At 70.3% G+C, this 15,530-nt stretch carries 14 protein-coding genes; 8 read left to right on the top strand and 6 right to left on the bottom strand.

Annotation, left to right across the window (positions count from 1 at the left end):
* Positions 1 to 89 precede the first annotated feature (89 nt).
* The gene (gyrB, locus tag ACQVFL_RS30345) at positions 90 to 2,036 is read right to left on the bottom strand and encodes a DNA topoisomerase (ATP-hydrolyzing) subunit B (protein ID WP_396696319.1); all 1,947 of its coding nucleotides are present in this window, start codon (positions 2,034 to 2,036) and stop codon (positions 90 to 92) included.
* A 539-nt stretch (positions 2,037 to 2,575) separates the two neighbouring features.
* Here gyrB and ACQVFL_RS30340 point away from each other — a divergent pair.
* Positions 2,576 to 3,157, top strand: coding sequence for a hypothetical protein (locus tag ACQVFL_RS30340; protein WP_431728155.1), 582 nt, complete (start codon positions 2,576 to 2,578; stop codon positions 3,155 to 3,157).
* Positions 3,158 to 3,219: 62 nt separating this feature from the next.
* On the opposite strand, the gene ACQVFL_RS30335 is transcribed toward ACQVFL_RS30340, so the two are convergent.
* The 5 genes from ACQVFL_RS30335 to dnaA all read right to left on the bottom strand — a co-directional run bounded on the left by ACQVFL_RS30335 (position 3,220) and on the right by dnaA (position 9,767).
* Positions 3,220 to 3,966 (bottom strand): DUF721 domain-containing protein, encoded by a 747-nt coding sequence (locus ACQVFL_RS30335; RefSeq protein WP_431728154.1) that lies wholly within the window; start codon positions 3,964 to 3,966, stop codon positions 3,220 to 3,222.
* On the bottom strand, positions 3,956 to 5,089 hold the full coding sequence (gene recF / locus ACQVFL_RS30330) for a DNA replication/repair protein RecF (RefSeq protein WP_431728153.1): 1,134 nt from the start codon (positions 5,087 to 5,089) through the stop codon (positions 3,956 to 3,958). The genes ACQVFL_RS30335 and recF overlap by 11 nt, the downstream gene beginning before the upstream one ends.
* Before the next feature lie 15 nt (positions 5,090 to 5,104).
* The gene (gnd, locus tag ACQVFL_RS30325; RefSeq protein WP_431728152.1) at positions 5,105 to 5,977 is read right to left on the bottom strand and encodes a phosphogluconate dehydrogenase (NAD(+)-dependent, decarboxylating); all 873 of its coding nucleotides are present in this window, start codon (positions 5,975 to 5,977) and stop codon (positions 5,105 to 5,107) included.
* Between the two features lie 40 nt (positions 5,978 to 6,017).
* Positions 6,018 to 7,151, bottom strand: a complete 1,134-nt coding sequence (dnaN, locus tag ACQVFL_RS30320; RefSeq protein WP_396696308.1) for a DNA polymerase III subunit beta — start codon at positions 7,149 to 7,151, stop codon at positions 6,018 to 6,020.
* A 777-nt stretch (positions 7,152 to 7,928) separates the two neighbouring features.
* Complete coding sequence (gene dnaA / locus ACQVFL_RS30315; RefSeq protein ID WP_396696306.1) at positions 7,929 to 9,767, bottom strand: chromosomal replication initiator protein DnaA; 1,839 nt, start codon at positions 9,765 to 9,767, stop codon at positions 7,929 to 7,931.
* A gap of 628 nt (positions 9,768 to 10,395) precedes the next feature.
* On the opposite strand from dnaA, the gene rpmH reads away from it, so the two are divergent.
* The 7 genes from rpmH to ACQVFL_RS30280 all read left to right on the top strand — a co-directional run bounded on the left by rpmH (position 10,396) and on the right by ACQVFL_RS30280 (position 15,520).
* Positions 10,396 to 10,533 carry a 50S ribosomal protein L34 gene (rpmH, locus tag ACQVFL_RS30310; RefSeq protein WP_067300964.1) on the top strand — a complete coding sequence of 46 codons (138 nt, stop codon included), beginning with the start codon at positions 10,396 to 10,398 and terminating at the stop codon, positions 10,531 to 10,533.
* A 29-nt stretch (positions 10,534 to 10,562) separates the two neighbouring features.
* Positions 10,563 to 10,976 carry a ribonuclease P protein component gene (rnpA, locus tag ACQVFL_RS30305; protein WP_396696304.1) on the top strand — a complete coding sequence of 138 codons (414 nt, stop codon included), beginning with the start codon at positions 10,563 to 10,565 and terminating at the stop codon, positions 10,974 to 10,976.
* A 44-nt stretch (positions 10,977 to 11,020) separates the two neighbouring features.
* A complete protein-coding gene (gene yidD / locus ACQVFL_RS30300; protein ID WP_217706055.1) occupies positions 11,021 to 11,266 on the top strand; it encodes a membrane protein insertion efficiency factor YidD in 246 nt (81 codons plus the stop codon).
* Positions 11,263 to 12,255 carry a membrane protein insertase YidC gene (gene yidC, locus ACQVFL_RS30295; protein WP_396696301.1) on the top strand — a complete coding sequence of 331 codons (993 nt, stop codon included), beginning with the start codon at positions 11,263 to 11,265 and terminating at the stop codon, positions 12,253 to 12,255. The genes yidD and yidC overlap by 4 nt, the downstream gene beginning before the upstream one ends.
* A gap of 213 nt (positions 12,256 to 12,468) precedes the next feature.
* A complete protein-coding gene (locus ACQVFL_RS30290) occupies positions 12,469 to 13,056 on the top strand; it encodes a protein jag (RefSeq protein ID WP_396696299.1) in 588 nt (195 codons plus the stop codon).
* Between the two features lie 132 nt (positions 13,057 to 13,188).
* Positions 13,189 to 13,881, top strand: a complete 693-nt coding sequence (gene rsmG / locus ACQVFL_RS30285) for a 16S rRNA (guanine(527)-N(7))-methyltransferase RsmG (protein WP_431728151.1) — start codon at positions 13,189 to 13,191, stop codon at positions 13,879 to 13,881.
* A gap of 352 nt (positions 13,882 to 14,233) precedes the next feature.
* Positions 14,234 to 15,520, top strand: a complete 1,287-nt coding sequence (locus tag ACQVFL_RS30280) for a ParA family protein (protein ID WP_396696295.1) — start codon at positions 14,234 to 14,236, stop codon at positions 15,518 to 15,520.
* Positions 15,521 to 15,530: the final 10 nt, after the last annotated feature.

Genomic DNA, 15,530 nt, shown 5'->3' with positions numbered 1-15,530 from the left:
TGGATAACTGCTGTGGATAGCGGCCAAGTTGTGGATAACTCTGTGGATCGGCCTGCCGGACCGGAACTCCGGTCCGGCAGGCGCGTCCGTCAGATGTCCAGGAAGCGGACGTCCTTGGCGTTGCGCTGGATGAACGAGCGGCGGGCCTCGACGTCCTCGCCCATCAGCACGCTGAACAGCTCGTCGGCGGTGGCGGCGTCGTCCAGGGTGACCTGACGCAGCGTCCGGGTCGCCGGGTTCATCGTGGTCTCCCACAGCTCCGGGTAGTTCATCTCGCCGAGGCCCTTGAACCGCTGGATGTCGTCCGGCTTGGCGTTCGGCTTCTTCTGCTGACGCAGCGCGATCAGCCCGTCGCGCTCCCGGTCGGAGTACGCGTACTGCGCGTCGTCGCCCTTCTTGTTCCACTTGATCTTGTAGAGCGGCGGGGCGGCGAGGTAGACGTGACCGAGCTCGACCAGTGGCCGCATGAAGCGGAACAGGAGGGTGAGCAGCAGCGTCTGGATGTGCTGACCGTCGACGTCGGCGTCGGCCATCAGCACCACCTTGTGGTAGCGCAGCTTCTCCATGTCGAAGTCGTCGTGGATGCCGGTGCCCAGCGCGGTGATCAGCGCCTGCACCTCGTTGTTCTTGAGCACCCGGTCGATCCGGGCCTTCTCCACGTTGAGGATCTTGCCGCGGATCGGCAGGATCGCCTGGGTACGCGGGTCCCGGCCCTGCTTGGCCGAGCCGCCCGCCGAGTCGCCCTCGACGATGAACACCTCGGACTCGCGCGGGTCGGTGGACTGGCAGTCGGCCAGCTTGCCCGGCATCGAGCCGGACTCCAGCAGCGACTTGCGTCGGGCCAGCTTGCGCGCCTGCTGGGCGGCGATCCGGGCGCGGGCGGCCTGGGACGCCTTGGTGATGATGATCTTCGCTTCGGCCGGGTTGCGGTCCAGCCAGTCGACCAGCCGGTCGTTGCAGACCCGCTGGACGAAGCTCTTCACCGGGGTGTTGCCGAGCTTGGTCTTGGTCTGACCCTCGAACTGCGGGTTGGTCAGCTTGACCGAGATGATCGCCGCGAGGCCCTCGCGGATGTCCTCGCCGGAGAGCTTCTCGTCGCCCTTGAGCAGCTTCTTGTCCGCACCGTAGCGGTTGACCACGCTGGTCAGCGCGGCCCGGAAGCCCTCCTCGTGGGTGCCGCCCTCGTGGGTATTGATGTTGTTGGCGAAGGTGTAGACCGATTCGCCGTACGACTCGTTCCACTGCATGGCGATCTCAAGGGACATGCCCTCTTCCTCGGCACCGAACTCGATCACCGTCTTGTGCATCGGGCTCTTCGAGGCGTTAAGGTGCCGGACGAAGTCGGCGATGCCGCCCTCGTACTGGAAGGTCACCTCGCGGAGCTTGCCCTCCTCGCCCTCGGCGACCCGCTCGTCGAGCAGGTGGATCTTGAGGCCACGGGTCAGGAACGCCATCTCCTGGAGGCGGCGGTAGATGGTCTGGAAGTCGAAGTCGACCGTCTCGAAGACGTCGGGGTCGGGCCAGAAGGAGACCGCCGAGCCGGTGGTGTCGGTCGGCTCGCCCTTCTCCAGGGTGGTGGGCTTGGAGTGGTGGTACTGCTGACGCCAGACGAAACCGTCCTTGTGGATCTCCACCGCCATCTTGGTGGAGAGGGCGTTGACGACCGAGACGCCGACGCCGTGCAGGCCGCCGGAGACGGCGTACGCCTTGCCGTCGAACTTGCCGCCGGCGTGCAGCACGGTCAGCGCCACCTCGACGCCCGGCTTCTTCAGTTTGGGGTGCAGGTCGACCGGGAAGCCACGCCCGTTGTCGGTGACCCGTACGCCTCCGTCGGCGAGCAGCACCACGTCGATCGTGTCGCAGTGACCGGCCAGCGCCTCGTCCACCGCGTTGTCGACGACCTCCCACACGAGGTGGTGCAGGCCCCGTTCGCCGGTGGACCCGATGTACATACCGGGCCGCTTACGGACCGCCTCCAGACCTTCGAGGACGGTGATCGACTCGGCGCCGTACTGCTGATTGTCCTGCGCTGCCACCCTCGGCCACTTTCTCGCGCCGTCCGCGCCGTCAGGCACGCCCGGCGCGGGTTCGGCGGACAGACGCGACGTCGGCACGCAGACCGGCACCGGGGACAAATCCGGGGTACGGGTCGAACGCGCCGGTCGCCGCGGTTGCCCGCGGATCGCGATCGGCTCGACCCGAGTCGGACAATGATCGCGGGCCCGTGTCGGGCCCGTGACCCGTCGCTCCGCACCGGGTCTTCGTCTCACCCCAATCTTACTGTGCGCGGGCGACAGAACCACCACTCGGCACCCCTTCGCGGCGGCTCAGATCTACGGAGCGGGCCGAACCGCGCTGTCTGCGACTCCCCCTACACGCAAGGGCATGATCGCCGGATCCGTCGCGTGACGGCGACACGGCCCTGACGGCGGCCCCGACGGCGCTACTGGCCGGTATCGCCCACCATGGTCGTTGCCGTCCGTTCGCGTTGGCGGGCCGGCCTTGATCTTTCAGGGCCGGAACCGGACGATCGACCCGATTGACCCACCCGTGCCCGTTGAGAGGTGACACCAAGATGGGGCTGGACAACGTCGCGGTCCAGTGGCCGCGGACCGGCCAGTTCTACGATCCGGTCGCGCCGGCCGACTTCGTCGACTTCGGCGAGATCGTCGACGTACCGGGGATATCGGCGCCGACCGCCGCGCTCGCCGAGCTGATCGCGAAGACAGGTACGGTCCGGGCCACCGCGTACACAGAGGTGGTCGACCTGATCCTCGGACTCGACGGTGTGCTCTACGCCACAGACGCGGCGGCGGAGGACGAGGACCCGGTCATCGACCCGGACGGCTGCGCCTGGATCGCGGGCGGCATCGAGCGCTTCGTGATCGCGCACCGTCCGCACGGCGAGGCGGTCACGTTCGAGTCGGTCGGCACCGTGCTGCGGTCGCTGCTGGCCGACGGCCGCCTGGCCGAGCAGCAGTTGCGCTGGCTGGACAGTCGGCTGGACGCACTGCGGGACGAGAGCGGCGCGCCGCCGCAGTGGACGTACACCTGTGCCGAGTTGAGCGTGGTGGCGGCGTTCTACCGGCGCTGTGCCGAGCGGGGCTTCGCGGTCTACGCCGAGTCGGCCGCGCCGCGTCGCGCCGCGCACTCCTGACCGTCGGCGTACGCCGCACCCGCCAGGTGCGGCGTACGCCACGCGGGGAACGGGTCGGGTCCTCAGCCGTACGTGTCGCGGGGGCCCCGGCCGCGTACCCGGCGTGGGCCGCGTGACCAGGACGGCGCGGCCGGGCCGTGGATGTGCAGCTTGCGCACCACGTTGTGGCCGATCTCGCGGGCGATCTGTTGCAGCAGCGATCCGGCGAGCAGGCGGAGCTGGGTGGCCCAGGCGGTGGACCTGGCCTCCACGGTCAACTCGCCGTTCTCCAGCTTCACCGGACGGCTGTGCTGGGCCACCTCCGGCCCGACCACCCGCTCCCACGCGCCGAAGACGGTCGCCTCGGCGGCCGGCTGCTGCCATCCGCGCGCCTTCACCAGCCGCGCCAGCACGGTGCCGAGCAGTTGTGGATCGCGCGGATCGGGCCCGGGACCGGAGTAGCCGCGCAGCCGTCGCTCGCCTGTACCCCCTCCGGTGACGCCGCGTCGGCGCGGCTTGGCGGCCTCCCGGCGGGCCTTGGCGGCGTCCAGCACCGCCCGTGCGAGCTGCGGCCCGGAGGTGCCGTCCGCCGGGGTGTCCGCGTCCGCGCCCGTGGCCGCCGGGCCGCCTTCGGCGGAGGCTCCTGCGGACCGGCCGGGACCGGCCGGGGGCGACGCACCGGCTTCGTCGTTGCCGGTCGGGGTGGTCCGGCCCGCGCCGCGCGAACCCCGGCCCCGGGTCGCCCGGCGGGGCGCTGCGACGCCGTCGTCGGCCCCGCGGGCACGGGTGGGAGCCGCGTCGGGGTGCGGCCGGTCCGGCTCATCCGACACGACGCACCGTCCCCTCGGCCACCTCGAAGCGGGCACCGCGCAGGGCCGGCGGTACGTCGTCGGCGACCGCACAGGTCACCAACAGTTGGCTGGCGCCGTCGACCAGGTCGGCCAGCCGCTCCCGCCGTCCGGAGTCCAACTCGGCGAAGACGTCGTCGAGCACCAGGACCGGTTCGATGCCGTCGCCGCGCAGCAGGTCGTAGCCGGCGAGCCGGAGCGCGAGCGCGAACGACCACGACTCGCCGTGGCTGGCGTACCCCTTGACGGGCAGCGGGCCGAGGGTGAGGGCGAGTTCGTCCCGGTGCGGGCCGACCAGGGTGGTGCCCCGCTCGGTCTCGGCGGACCGGGACTCCGCGAGCGCGGCGGCCAGGATCGCGGCCAGCGTCTCCCGGTCGGTGGTCGGCTCGGCGAGCTCCACCGACGGCCGGTACGCGATGCCCGCCGCGCCGCGTCCGGCCGCCACCGCGTCGTACGCCTTGGCGACGTGCGGTGCCAACGCGGCGACCAGTTCGAGTCGACCGGCGAGCAGTTCGGCGCCGTGCCGGGTCAGGTGCGTGTCCCAGACAGCCAGGGTGGAGAGGTCGCCGCCCCGGGAGCCACCGGTCTTGCGCGCCAGGTACGCGGTCCGCAGCAGGGCGTTGCGCTGTTTGACGACCCGCTCGTAGTCGGCGCGGACCCCCGCGTACCGGGGCTGGCGCGACACCAGCAGGTCGTCGAGGTAGCGGCGGCGTTCCGCCGGGTCGCCCCGGACGAGTTCGAGGTCCTCCGGGGCGAACAGCACCAGCCGCAGCGCACCGAGCACGTCACGGGCGCGGCGGGCCGGTGAACGGCCGAGCCGGGCCCGGTTGGCCTTGCCCGGCACGATCTCCAACTCGACCAGCAGTTCCCGGCCCTCGTGCACCACCGCGCAGCGGATCACCGCAGCGGTGGCTCCGGCGCGGACCAGTGGCGCGTCGGTGGCGACCCGGTGCGAGGCGAGCGTCGCCACGTACCCGAGCGCCTCGACCAGGTTGGTCTTACCGACGCCGTTGGCGCCGATCAGCACGTTCGGCCCCGGTTCGAGGTCGACGCCGACCCGCTCGTAGGAGCGGAAGTCGACCAGTTCGATCCGGCGGACGTACACGGGGCCGGGCGCCGGTCAGCGCTTACGGACGGCGTGCCCGCCGAACTGCTGGCGCAGTGCGGAGACGGCCTTCAGCGCCGGTGACTCGTCCTGCCGGGACGCGAACCGGGCGTAGAGCGACGCGGTGATCACGTTGAGCGGTACGGCGAGCCGGACCGCCTCGTCGACCGTCCAGCGGCCCTCACCGGTGTCCTCGGTGTAGTCGCTGAGCTGGTTCAGCTCCGGGTCCTCGTCCAACGCCCGGTCGAGCAGGTCCAGCAGCCAGGAGCGGACCACGGTGCCCTCGCGCCAGGACTTGATCACGCCCGGCACGTCGGTGACCAACTCCGAGGCGGCCATCAGCTCGTAGCCCTCGGCGTAGGCGTGCATGAGGCCGTACTCGATGCCGTTGTGCACCATCTTGGCGTAGTGGCCGGCGCCGACCGGGCCGGCGTGCACGAAGCCGAACTCACCCTCGGGCTTGAGTGACTCGAAGATCGGCTTGAGCCGCTCGACGTGCTCGTCGGCACCGCCGACCATCAGGCCGTAGCCGTTCTGTCGGCCCCACACGCCGCCGGAGACCCCGACGTCGACGTAGCCGATGCCGCGCTCGTTGAGCCGCTCGGCGCGCAGCGCGTCGTCGCTGAACCGCGAGTTCCCGCCGTCGATGATGAGGTCGCCCTCGCCGAGCACTCCGGCCAGGTCGTCGATCGTGGCATCGGTGACGGCGGCGGGCACCATCACCCAGACCGCCCGGGGTGCGTCCAGCTTCTCCGCCAGCTCGGCCAGGCTGCTGACGTCACTCAGCTCCAAGTTGTGGTCGAGACCGACCACCTCGTGACCGGCAGCACGCAACCGCTCGCGCATGTTGCCGCCCATCCGGCCGAGTCCTACCAGGCCGAGCTGCATCGGTTCTTACCTTTCGTGGGTTTCGGGTGTGCTCTGTCGATCAGCGGGACACGCGGATCGGCATGATGAGGTACCGGTACCCAGGGATGAGCTCGCCATCCTCACCAGCAGGGGAAATCACCGCCGGCTTGAAGGCGTCGACGAACTGCAACACGGCGAACTGGGACCCGAGGTTGGCCAGCCCGTCGATCAGGTACTGCGGGTTGAAGCCGATGGTGAGCGGCTCGCCGGTGAAGGTGGCCTCCATGGCCTCGCTGGCCCGGGCCTCCTCGGTGCCGCCGGCCTCGACGACCAGGCCGTCGGCGCTGAAGCTGAGCAGCACCGGGGTGGTCCGCTCGGCGACCAGCGCGACGCGCTTGACGACCTCGATGAGCGTGCTGACGGCCACCCGGGCGTCGGCGTTGTGGTTGGCCGGGAAGAGGGACCGCACCGGCGGGTAGTTCGCGCCGTCCAGCAGGCGGCTGGTGGTCCGGCGGGTGCCACCGGAGAAACCGATCATGCCCTCACCGGCCGCGCCCTGGGACAGGGCGAGGACGACGTGACCGCCGAGCGGCCCGAGGGTCTTGGCGGTGTCGTTGAGGGTCCGCGCCGGCACCAGCGCGTTGATGCTGATGTCCGCGTCGTCCGGGTGCCACTCCATCTCGCGCAGCGCCAGCCGGTATCGGTCGGTGGCGAGCATGGCGAGCGTGCCGCCGGAGAGTTCGAGGCGTACGCCGGTCATCATCGGCAGCGTCTCGTCCCGGCTGGCGGCGACCGCCACCTGGGCGACTGCGGCGGCGAAGGCGGCGGCGTCGACGGTGCCGGCGCTCTCCGGCATCTCCGGCAGCGTCGGGTAGTCCTCCACCGGCATGGTGGGCAGGGTGAACCGGGCGCTACCGCAGACCAGTTCGAGGTGGGCGCCGACTGCGGCGATGTCCACCGGCTTGGCCGGCAGTGCCTTGGTGATCTCAGCGAGCAGGCGACCGGAGACCAACGCGGCGCCGTCGGCGTCGCCCTGCACCTCCACGGTCACCTGGCTGGAGACCTCGTAGTCGAAGCCGGACACCTGCAGGCTGCCCTCGGTCACCCGGAGCAGCACGCCGGCCAGCACCGGTACGGACGGCCGGTTGGGCAGGCTCTTCGCGGTCCAGGCCACGGCCTCAGCGAGCGCGTCGCGCTCCACTCGGAACTTCATCAATGCCTCCGCGTCGACGTCGACGTCGTCAACTCTCTCATGCCGGCCGCTGCCCACCGACCCACCTGGCGTGCGGGTACCCATCGCACCTTAGGGCGCGAGGGTATCGGCTGTGCGCCCGACCCCTGGCGATCGAGTCGATGCTGACGGATGCCTCCGACAGCATCGGCCCGATCCACAGGAAGTCCAACGGTGATGATTGGTTTTCGTTCTTTTAGAAGAGATAACCCATCGTCTTCATCGCACCTGTGCAAACTGTGGAGAACTCGCGTCGTCGCAGCTCAGAGCGGTTATCCACGTGTGGTTTCGCTGTGGAGAACCCGGGGTAAAACCTGCCTGGTGGTCCACAGGCCCTCGTCGTGCACCGCGTTGTCCACCGTCGTCCACCGGTTGTCCACCGGTAATCCACCGACTTTCTCCCCAGTCCTGTGGACAGCCGAGACCGTCTCGGACCCCGTCATCCCCAGAACCTTCAACAGGGCGTCCACAGGTGGTTCGTCGTCGGTGGACAGAGCGCCGAGTTTTCCCCAGTCGCCCACAGGCGTCCACAGCGTTGTCCCCAGGGTTTCTCCACAGCCTGTGGGTAACCGGGTGCCGACGGTACGTCGTTATCCACCGCCGGTGGACAACGAGCTGTGGACAACGAGTGCGGGCCGAAGCGGACACGCCTGCGACGGTGTGGTCTACACCTCGTCGAGAGTCCAGGGTCGAGACCGAAAAGAGACCCGGCCGAGGCTCCGGCCGGGTCGTGGGTATCGCTGTGAGGTGGCGTACGCCTCAGGTGTTCTGCTTGATCCGGTTGGTCAGCTCGGCGATCTGGTTGTAGAGCGAACGCCGCTCGGCCATCTGCTGGCGGATCTTGCGGTCGGCGTGCATGACGGTGGTGTGGTCCCGTCCGCCGAACGCCTGTCCGATGCGGGGCAGTGACAGGTCGGTCAGCTCCCGGCACAGGTACATGGCCACCTGACGGGCGTTGACCAGTACCCGGGAGCGGGAGTGCCCGCGCAGGTCCTCCAGGCTGACGCCGAAGTAGTCGGCGGTGGCCACCATGATCTGGTCGGCGGTGATCTCCGGACCGGCGCCGTCCGGGATGAAGTCCCGCAGCACCTCTTCGGCCAGCGACAGCTCCACGCTCGACCGGGTCAGGCTGGCGAAGGCGGTGACCCGGATCAGAGCGCCCTCCAACTCCCGGATCGAGTTCGACACCCGGGAGGCGATGAACTCCAGCACGTCCGGTGGGGCGTACAGCCGCTCCTGGGCCGCCTTCTTCTGCAGGATCGCGATCCGGGTCTCCAGGTCCGGCGGCTGGATGTCGGCCAGCAGGCCCCACTCGAACCGGGTCCGCAGCCGGTCCTCCAGCGTCGCCAACTGCTTCGGCGAACGGTCGGAGGTGATCACGATCTGCTTGTTCGCGTTGTGCAGCGTGTTGAAGGTGTGGAAGAACTCCTCCTGGGTGCGCTCGCGGTTCTCCAGGAACTGGATGTCGTCGATCAGGAGGATGTCGACGTCGCGGTAGCGCCGCTGGAACGCGCTGGTCTTGTCGTCCCGCAGCGAGTTGATGAAGTCGTTGGTGAACTCCTCGGTCGAGACGTACCGGACCGAGCGGGCGTTGCCCAACGTGGTGGCGTAGTGCCCGATGGCGTGCAGCAGGTGGGTCTTGCCCAACCCCGAACTGCCGTAGATGAACAGCGGGTTGTACGCCTTCGCGGGCGACTCGGCCACCGCCACACTCGCCGCGTGCGCGAACCGGTTCGAGGAACCGATGACGAACGTCTCGAACATGTACTTCGGGTTGAGCCGGTTGCCGCCACTGTCCGCGCCGGTCGGCAGACGGCGGTCGTCACGTCCGACCGGGCGGTGGTCGGCGCTGCCCCGACCGGGCCCGCTGTCGGTGCCGCCGTCGTTCGGCATCGCCCGGATCACGTGCTGGTCGCGGGGCGAGACACCGTGGTCCTCGCCGTATCGTCCGGGGAAGCCGCGCGGGCCGTTCGGCGGCGGGTCCAGGCGGCCGGTCTGCTCGGTGAAGCCGAGTCGGTCGGCGGGCCGCCGGGGCACCTCGGTCGGCCGGTCGTGCGGTCGGGACGGCTCACCGAAGGCGTGGCCGAAGAGGGTCTCCTGGCCGTCGACCAACGGGGGACCGGTCCGTCCACCGCCGTCGGCCGGTGACACCTCCGCCACGGGCCGGTCGAACCGGCCCGGCTGCGGCTGTTCCGGGATCAGCGGGAGTTGTTGGCGACCGGGGTCACCGGCTCCGCCGCCGTCCGACCCGCGAGCGTCGAAGTCGACCGGGCCGTCCTGCCCACCGACGCCGGGCTCCGGGGAACTGCGGTAGACGGTGCCGGTGGGGTGCCCGTCCTCGGGTACCCGGACGGTGACCGCGACCTGGATCGGCCGACCCAGTCGGCGGGTGAGCGCCTCGGTGATGGCCGGACGCAGTCGGGACTCGATCACGTCCCGGGTGAACGCGTCCGGCACCGAGAGCAGCGCGGTGTCCTCGACGATGGCCCGCAGCCGGGTCAACCGCAGGTACGCCCGCTGCTGCGCGGAGATGATCTCGTCGGCGAGCTCGTCCGTCGTCGCCGTCCACACCGCGGCAAGGTCGGTCGTACCGGCCACCGTCGTGCCACCCCCTCGCCTCTGCTCCCCCGGACGCCGCCGTCCCCCGGCTGTCCGGATGCCTGGTACCGAGCGGTGTGACGTCGCACCCACCCGGACGCCGCACCGGTCGTCCTCCACAAGTTATCCACAGCCTGTGTACCGACCGATTGTGGCCGCCCGCCGGGCGCGGGTCGGACCTGCCCCCTGCCGTGGCCGGGCGCTGAAGCGGGTTCACCGTGCCGAACGATTCACTACCGTGTCCGGTCTTGCCTGGCGGCGACATCCCGGAACTGGAGACGCTGACCGCAATCGGGCACGGTAACAGCGATGTCGCCGCATCATCAACCGTCGACGCGCCTGGCACGTTGTCGGCATCAGCGAAATCGCCCGCTTTCGGGCGCTTGTCGTCGCAGGTGACGGCCCGAGTGCGCCGGTTTGACGGTGATTGCACCCCGACCTAGGGTGGAGGGGCTGCTCTCACGCCCTCTGCTAGGGTGATGGGTGCTTGCTGCCCACGGTCGCGCCCCGTCACACCGGGGTGACAAGCCACTCGGGCAGCGCCGATCGGGGCCACCGCAGCGGCGGCCTGGACCACCACGACCCGGACGATCCATGTGTCCGGGCGTCCGACAACGGAGAGCCTGACGTGAGCAAGCGCACCTACCAGCCGAACAACCGCCGGCGCGCGAAGACCCACGGCTTCCGGCTGCGCATGCGCACCCGGGCCGGCCGCGCCATCCTTTCGACCCGTCGCGCCAAGGGCCGCACCCGCCTGTCGGCCTGAGGCCGACAGTCCGCTCCGGGACGGCAGTCGTGCTGGCGGCCGCGCAACGACTGCGGCGCAGCATCGACTTCGCCGCAGCGGTTCGCGGTGGCCGACGAGCCGGGCGGGGCACGCTCGTCGTGCACCTGACCCTGCCGGTCACACCCGGGGCCGCAGACGTAGCGCCGGAGCCGGCGCGGGGCGGTGCGGAGCAAGACTCCGCACCCGTATCCCGCGCCGGCTTCGTGGTTTCCAAGGCCGTCGGTCCCGCGGTGGTCCGTAACCGGGTCCGTCGCCGGTTGCGGCATCTGACCCGGGAACGGCTCGCCACCCTGCCGGCCGGGAGCACCCTCGTCGTACGCGCGTTGCCGGCCGCCGCCGACGTGACGTACCAACGGCTCGGCGCGGACCTGGACGCGGCGCTCGCCGCCGCCCGGGCCGGCCGGGGACGGCGGCCACGGTGACCTCGAAGCCCACGTCGCCGCGCCCGGCTACCACCGGTGCCCGAGTGCTGACCCTGCCCGTCATCGCGTACCGTCGGTGGATAAGTCCGGCGTTGCCGGCCCGCTGTCGGTTCTACCCGTCGTGCAGTGCGTACGCCCTGGAGGCGATTGCCCGGCACGGCGCGCTGCGGGGAGCCGGTCTGACGGTCCGGCGACTGTCGCGCTGCCACCCATTCCATCCTGGTGGATACGACCCGGTACCGGAGCCGGGCAGCCGCCGACCTGCCGACGTGACTGGAGCCGAGAATTGAGTCTCGACTGGATCTACTACGCGATCTCGTGGATCCTGCTGGCCTGGCATTCGGCCTGGGAGGCCATCGGGATTCCCGACGCCACGGTCCTCGGCACGAACTGGGCCTGGATTCTCGCCATCGTCTTCCTGGTGGTCACCGTCCGGGTGATCCTGTTCCCGGTCTTCGTCAAGCAGATCAAGTCGCAGCGGGCCATGCAGGCGCTCCAGCCGCAGGTGAAGGCGCTGCAGGAGAAGCACAAGGGTGACCGGGAGACGCTCCAGAAAGAGATGATGGAGCTCTATCGGAAGGAAAAGGCCAACCCGTTGATGGGCTGCCTTCCGATGTTCCTCCAGATCCCGGTCTTCCTCGGCCTGTTCCACGTCCTGCGCCGCCTCAACCCGGACCCGGCGAAGAACAACAAGGACATCTACGGCTGGACGGTCGACCAGTTCAACAGCGCCTCGGACGCGACGCTCTTCACCGCGCCGATCGCCAGCAAGTTCGGCTCCACCGCCGCCGAGCTGGCGCAGCTCGGCGCCAACGGCACCGTCGTGAAGATCATGGCCGGTGTCCTGGTGCTGGTGATGATGGGCACCACCTACCTCACCAGCCGCCAGATGATCCTCAAGACCGGCTGGGCAGAGGACCCGCAGCAGCGGATGATCCAGCGCCTGATGCTCTACGGCATCCCGCTGTCGCTGCTCATCTCCGGCGCCATCTTCCCGATCGGTGTGATCATCTACTGGGTCACCAACAACCTCTTCACCCTCGGTCAGCAGCAGTGGGTGCTGCGGAAGTTCCCGCCGCCGGTGACCGCCACCAGCAAGCCGGCCACCAGCGCCGCCGCGCGCAACGGCGCGCAGCCGGCCAAGAACCGTGGCCTGTTCGGTCGCAGCAAGCCGGCCGAGGCGCCGCCCGCACCGGCCGCGCCGAAGGTCGCCGGCCCGAAGCCGGGCGCCAAGCCGGCCAACCCGAAGAAGGGTCGCCCCGCCAAACGGCAGGGCTGAATCGTCCGGGCCGCCGTCGGGAGACCGACGGCGGCCCGTCGCGCGACGTGCTGCCGCCGAGAGGCCGGCGCCGGAGTGCGGAAGCGCCGCGTGCGACGTGGCGAACGGGCGACACCGCCCCTACAGACGTGCCCGTGGGCACCGGCGACGTCCCGCCGGCCGCGGGGAACCAGCGGACCCGAGGTCCGGCCGAGTGAGTACGGAGATGACACCGTGACCGACACCAGCATCCCCCGCGCCGACCAGCCCCTGGACGACGAGGAGCCGACGGCGGCGGCTCCGGTCGACGGCGAGCCGGAGGAGACCGAGGCCGAGAAGGCGCCGAGCAAGACCGCCGGTGAGGGCGACCTCTTCCGACAGAGCGAGATCGCAGCCGACTACGTCGAGGGGCTGCTCGACATCCTCGACTACGACGGCGACATCGACGAGCTGGTGTCGGGCGGTCGTCCGGTGGTGGAGGTCGTCGGCGGTCGGCTGCAGAACCTGGTCGGCCAGCGCGGCGCCACCCTGGAGGCGCTCCAGGAACTGGCCCGGCTCGCCGTCTTCCGGCAGACCGGATCGCCGAGCCGACTGCTGCTCGACGTCGGCGGTTACCGGGCCAACCGGCGCAAGGAGCTCGCCGCGGTGGCCCGTAACGCGGTCGAGAAGGTCAAGGAGCACGGCGAGGCGGTACGCCTGGAGCCGATGTCGGCCTTCGAGCGCAAGTGCGTCCACGACGTGGTGAACGCGATCGACGGTGTGGAGAGCGAGTCCGAGGGCGTCGAGCCCAGCCGTCGCATCGTCGTCCGGCCCGCGGGCTGACGGGTGACCGCAGACGACGCCAGGGGTGTTGCCCCGTCCGGCCCGGGTGGTACGCCGCCCGGGCCGGCGGCTGTTCCGCCCGGGCCGGACCCGTCCACGGCGACGGCCGCAGCCGACGGTCCCGCCCCCTCGATGGCGGTGCTGCCGCCCGAACTGGCCGAGGCGGCCCGGCACCTGTTCGGTGACCGGCTCGACCTCGCCGCCGCCTACGCCGAACTGCTGGCCACCGACGGCGTGGTACGCGGTCTGATCGGCCCTCGCGAGACGCCCAGGATCTGGGACCGTCATCTGCTGAACTGCGCTGTGGTCGGCGAGCTGATCCCGCAGGGTGCGACGGTGGTCGACGTCGGATCCGGGGCCGGGTTGCCCGGTCTGGTGCTCGCCATCGCCCGTCCCGACCTCACGGTGACGCTCGTCGAGCCGCTGGCCCGACGGACCGTCTTCCTCGACGAGGCGGTGGAGTCGCTGGGTCTGACCGCCTCGGTGCGCGTGTTCCGGGGTCGGGCCGAGGAGGCAGTCGCCGAACCGGAGCTGCCGCCCAGTGATGTGGTCACCGCCCGCGCGGTCGCACCACTGGACCGGCTCGCCGGCTGGTGCCTGCCGTTGGCCGCGCCCGGCGGACGTCTGATCGCGCTCAAGGGCGCCTCGGCCGCCGACGAGATCGCCGAGCACGCCGAGGCGGTACACCGGCTCGGCGGCGGGCAGCCGGTGCTGCGCCGCTGCGGCGAGGACGTCATCGCACCACCGACCACTGTGGTCGAAGTCGTGCGCGAACGGGTGATCGCTCCCCAGCGCGCCTCGAAGAAGTCCCGACGTCGTCGCTGACCGCTCGTAAGGAAGGGTCCCTTGCTAACGCCTCGTGCATAGGAAGGGACCCTTCTTCACACGTTGCGGGCGACGACGCGCGTGACACGCCCGGCTTGCCGGTGCCGTTCGGCACCGTCTGGAGGCGTCGATGATCCGCACCGGCGCGGCTGTGGCCGGCGGGTTGCGAACCCGACGTGGACCCGCCACGCCTATGCGCCGTAGGCTGACCGCGCGTCGATAGTGTGGAGCGGGCGGCGATGGGTCTCCCCGAAGGCCGGCCGCTCCCGCCGGGCGGTACCTCTGCGAGGACAGCGCGAGAGGCCCGGGTGACGGGTGCAGACCGACCATCCGAAGCGGGCAGGGATGACAGGTGCATGACGACGGCAGGTACGACGATCCGCGCGTGACCGGGTCAGCGGGCGACCCTGTTTCACGTGAAACCGACTACCCACGCTGGCGCTCGCAGGACCCGGCGGAGTCCATGCGGGACAGGCCGACCTCTGGCGTACCGTGGTCCCCGAGTCCGGAATTCTCGTCCGGTCGGGACGCGTCGGACGGGGCCGGTCGACCCGTGAACGCCACCCCCGACGCCCGTGTGATCCCCATCCGCCGCAACACCTCAGCTGCCGCGCGATTCGAGGCGGCGACATACCAAGCGGTCCCTGGAGTGGTACCTGACCCCCGCCCGGCCCCCGACACGCCTACCCCTTCGGGTGGGCCCTACGAGCCGGCCGACACCGAGGCCGCGTACGTTTCACGTGAAACCCCGACGCGCGAAGAGGATGATCCACCGTTGGCAATGGAGGCGATGCGCGCCGTGCAGATCCTGAACCCCAGTGGCGAGGTGACCATGCCTCGGCCGGACCGGACCCGGGTCATGTGCGTCGCGAACCAGAAGGGCGGCGTAGGAAAGACCACGACGACGGTGAACCTCGCAGTGGCCTTGGCGCTGCACGGCAACCGGGTACTCGTGGTCGATCTCGATCCGCAGGGCAATGCCTCCACGGGGCTGAACGTGCCGCACCACACCGGTGTGCCGGACGTCTACGACTGCCTGATCAACTCCGTCCCGCTGGAGGAGGTGGCCCAGGCGGTCGAGGGCATCCCCAACCTCTGGTGCGTACCGGCGACCATCGACTTGGCCGGTGCGGAGATCGAGCTGGTCTCGGTGGTGGCTCGTGAGTCGCGGCTTGCCCGCGCCATCACCGCCTACCCCGGGCACTTCGACTACGTCTTCATCGACTGCCCGCCCTCGCTCGGCCTGCTGACCGTGAACGCGTTGGTCGCGGCCCAGGAGGTGCTCATCCCGATCCAGTGCGAGTACTACGCGCTCGAAGGGCTGAACCAGCTCATCAACAACATCAACCTGGTACGCCAGCATCTCAACCCGCAGCTCGAGGTCTCCACGATCCTGCTCACCATGTACGACCGGCGGACCCGCCTGGCGGACGCGGTCGAGCAGGACGTGCGGAACCACTTCGGCGACAAGGTGCTCCAGGCGGTGATCCCACGAAACGTACGTGTCTCCGAGGCACCCAGCTACGGCCAGTCGGTGATGACCTACGATCCCGGATCGCGGGGGGCGACGAGTTACTTCGAGGCCGCCCAGGAGATCGCCGAGCGTGGCGTCAAGGAGCCGGTGAGCCGGAATGCGTAGTGCGGAAGAG

Origin of the sequence: Verrucosispora sp. TAA-831 (assembly GCF_050780145.1) — a bacterium.
Taxonomy (GTDB): domain Bacteria; phylum Actinomycetota; class Actinomycetes; order Mycobacteriales; family Micromonosporaceae; genus Micromonospora.
This window is presented reverse-complemented; position numbering and strand designations above follow the sequence as displayed.

Excerpts from the sequence above, each read along its gene's own strand:
- dnaN (WP_396696308.1), bottom strand. The coding sequence starts at position 7,151 with ATGAAGTTCCGAGTGGAGCGCGACGCGCTCGCTGAGGCCGTGGCCTGG.
- ACQVFL_RS30340 (WP_431728155.1), top strand. The coding sequence starts at position 2,576 with ATGGGGCTGGACAACGTCGCGGTCCAGTGGCCGCGGACCGGCCAGTTC.
- rsmG (WP_431728151.1), top strand. The coding sequence starts at position 13,189 with ATGGCGGTGCTGCCGCCCGAACTGGCCGAGGCGGCCCGGCACCTGTTC.
- gnd (WP_431728152.1), bottom strand. The coding sequence starts at position 5,977 with ATGCAGCTCGGCCTGGTAGGACTCGGCCGGATGGGCGGCAACATGCGC.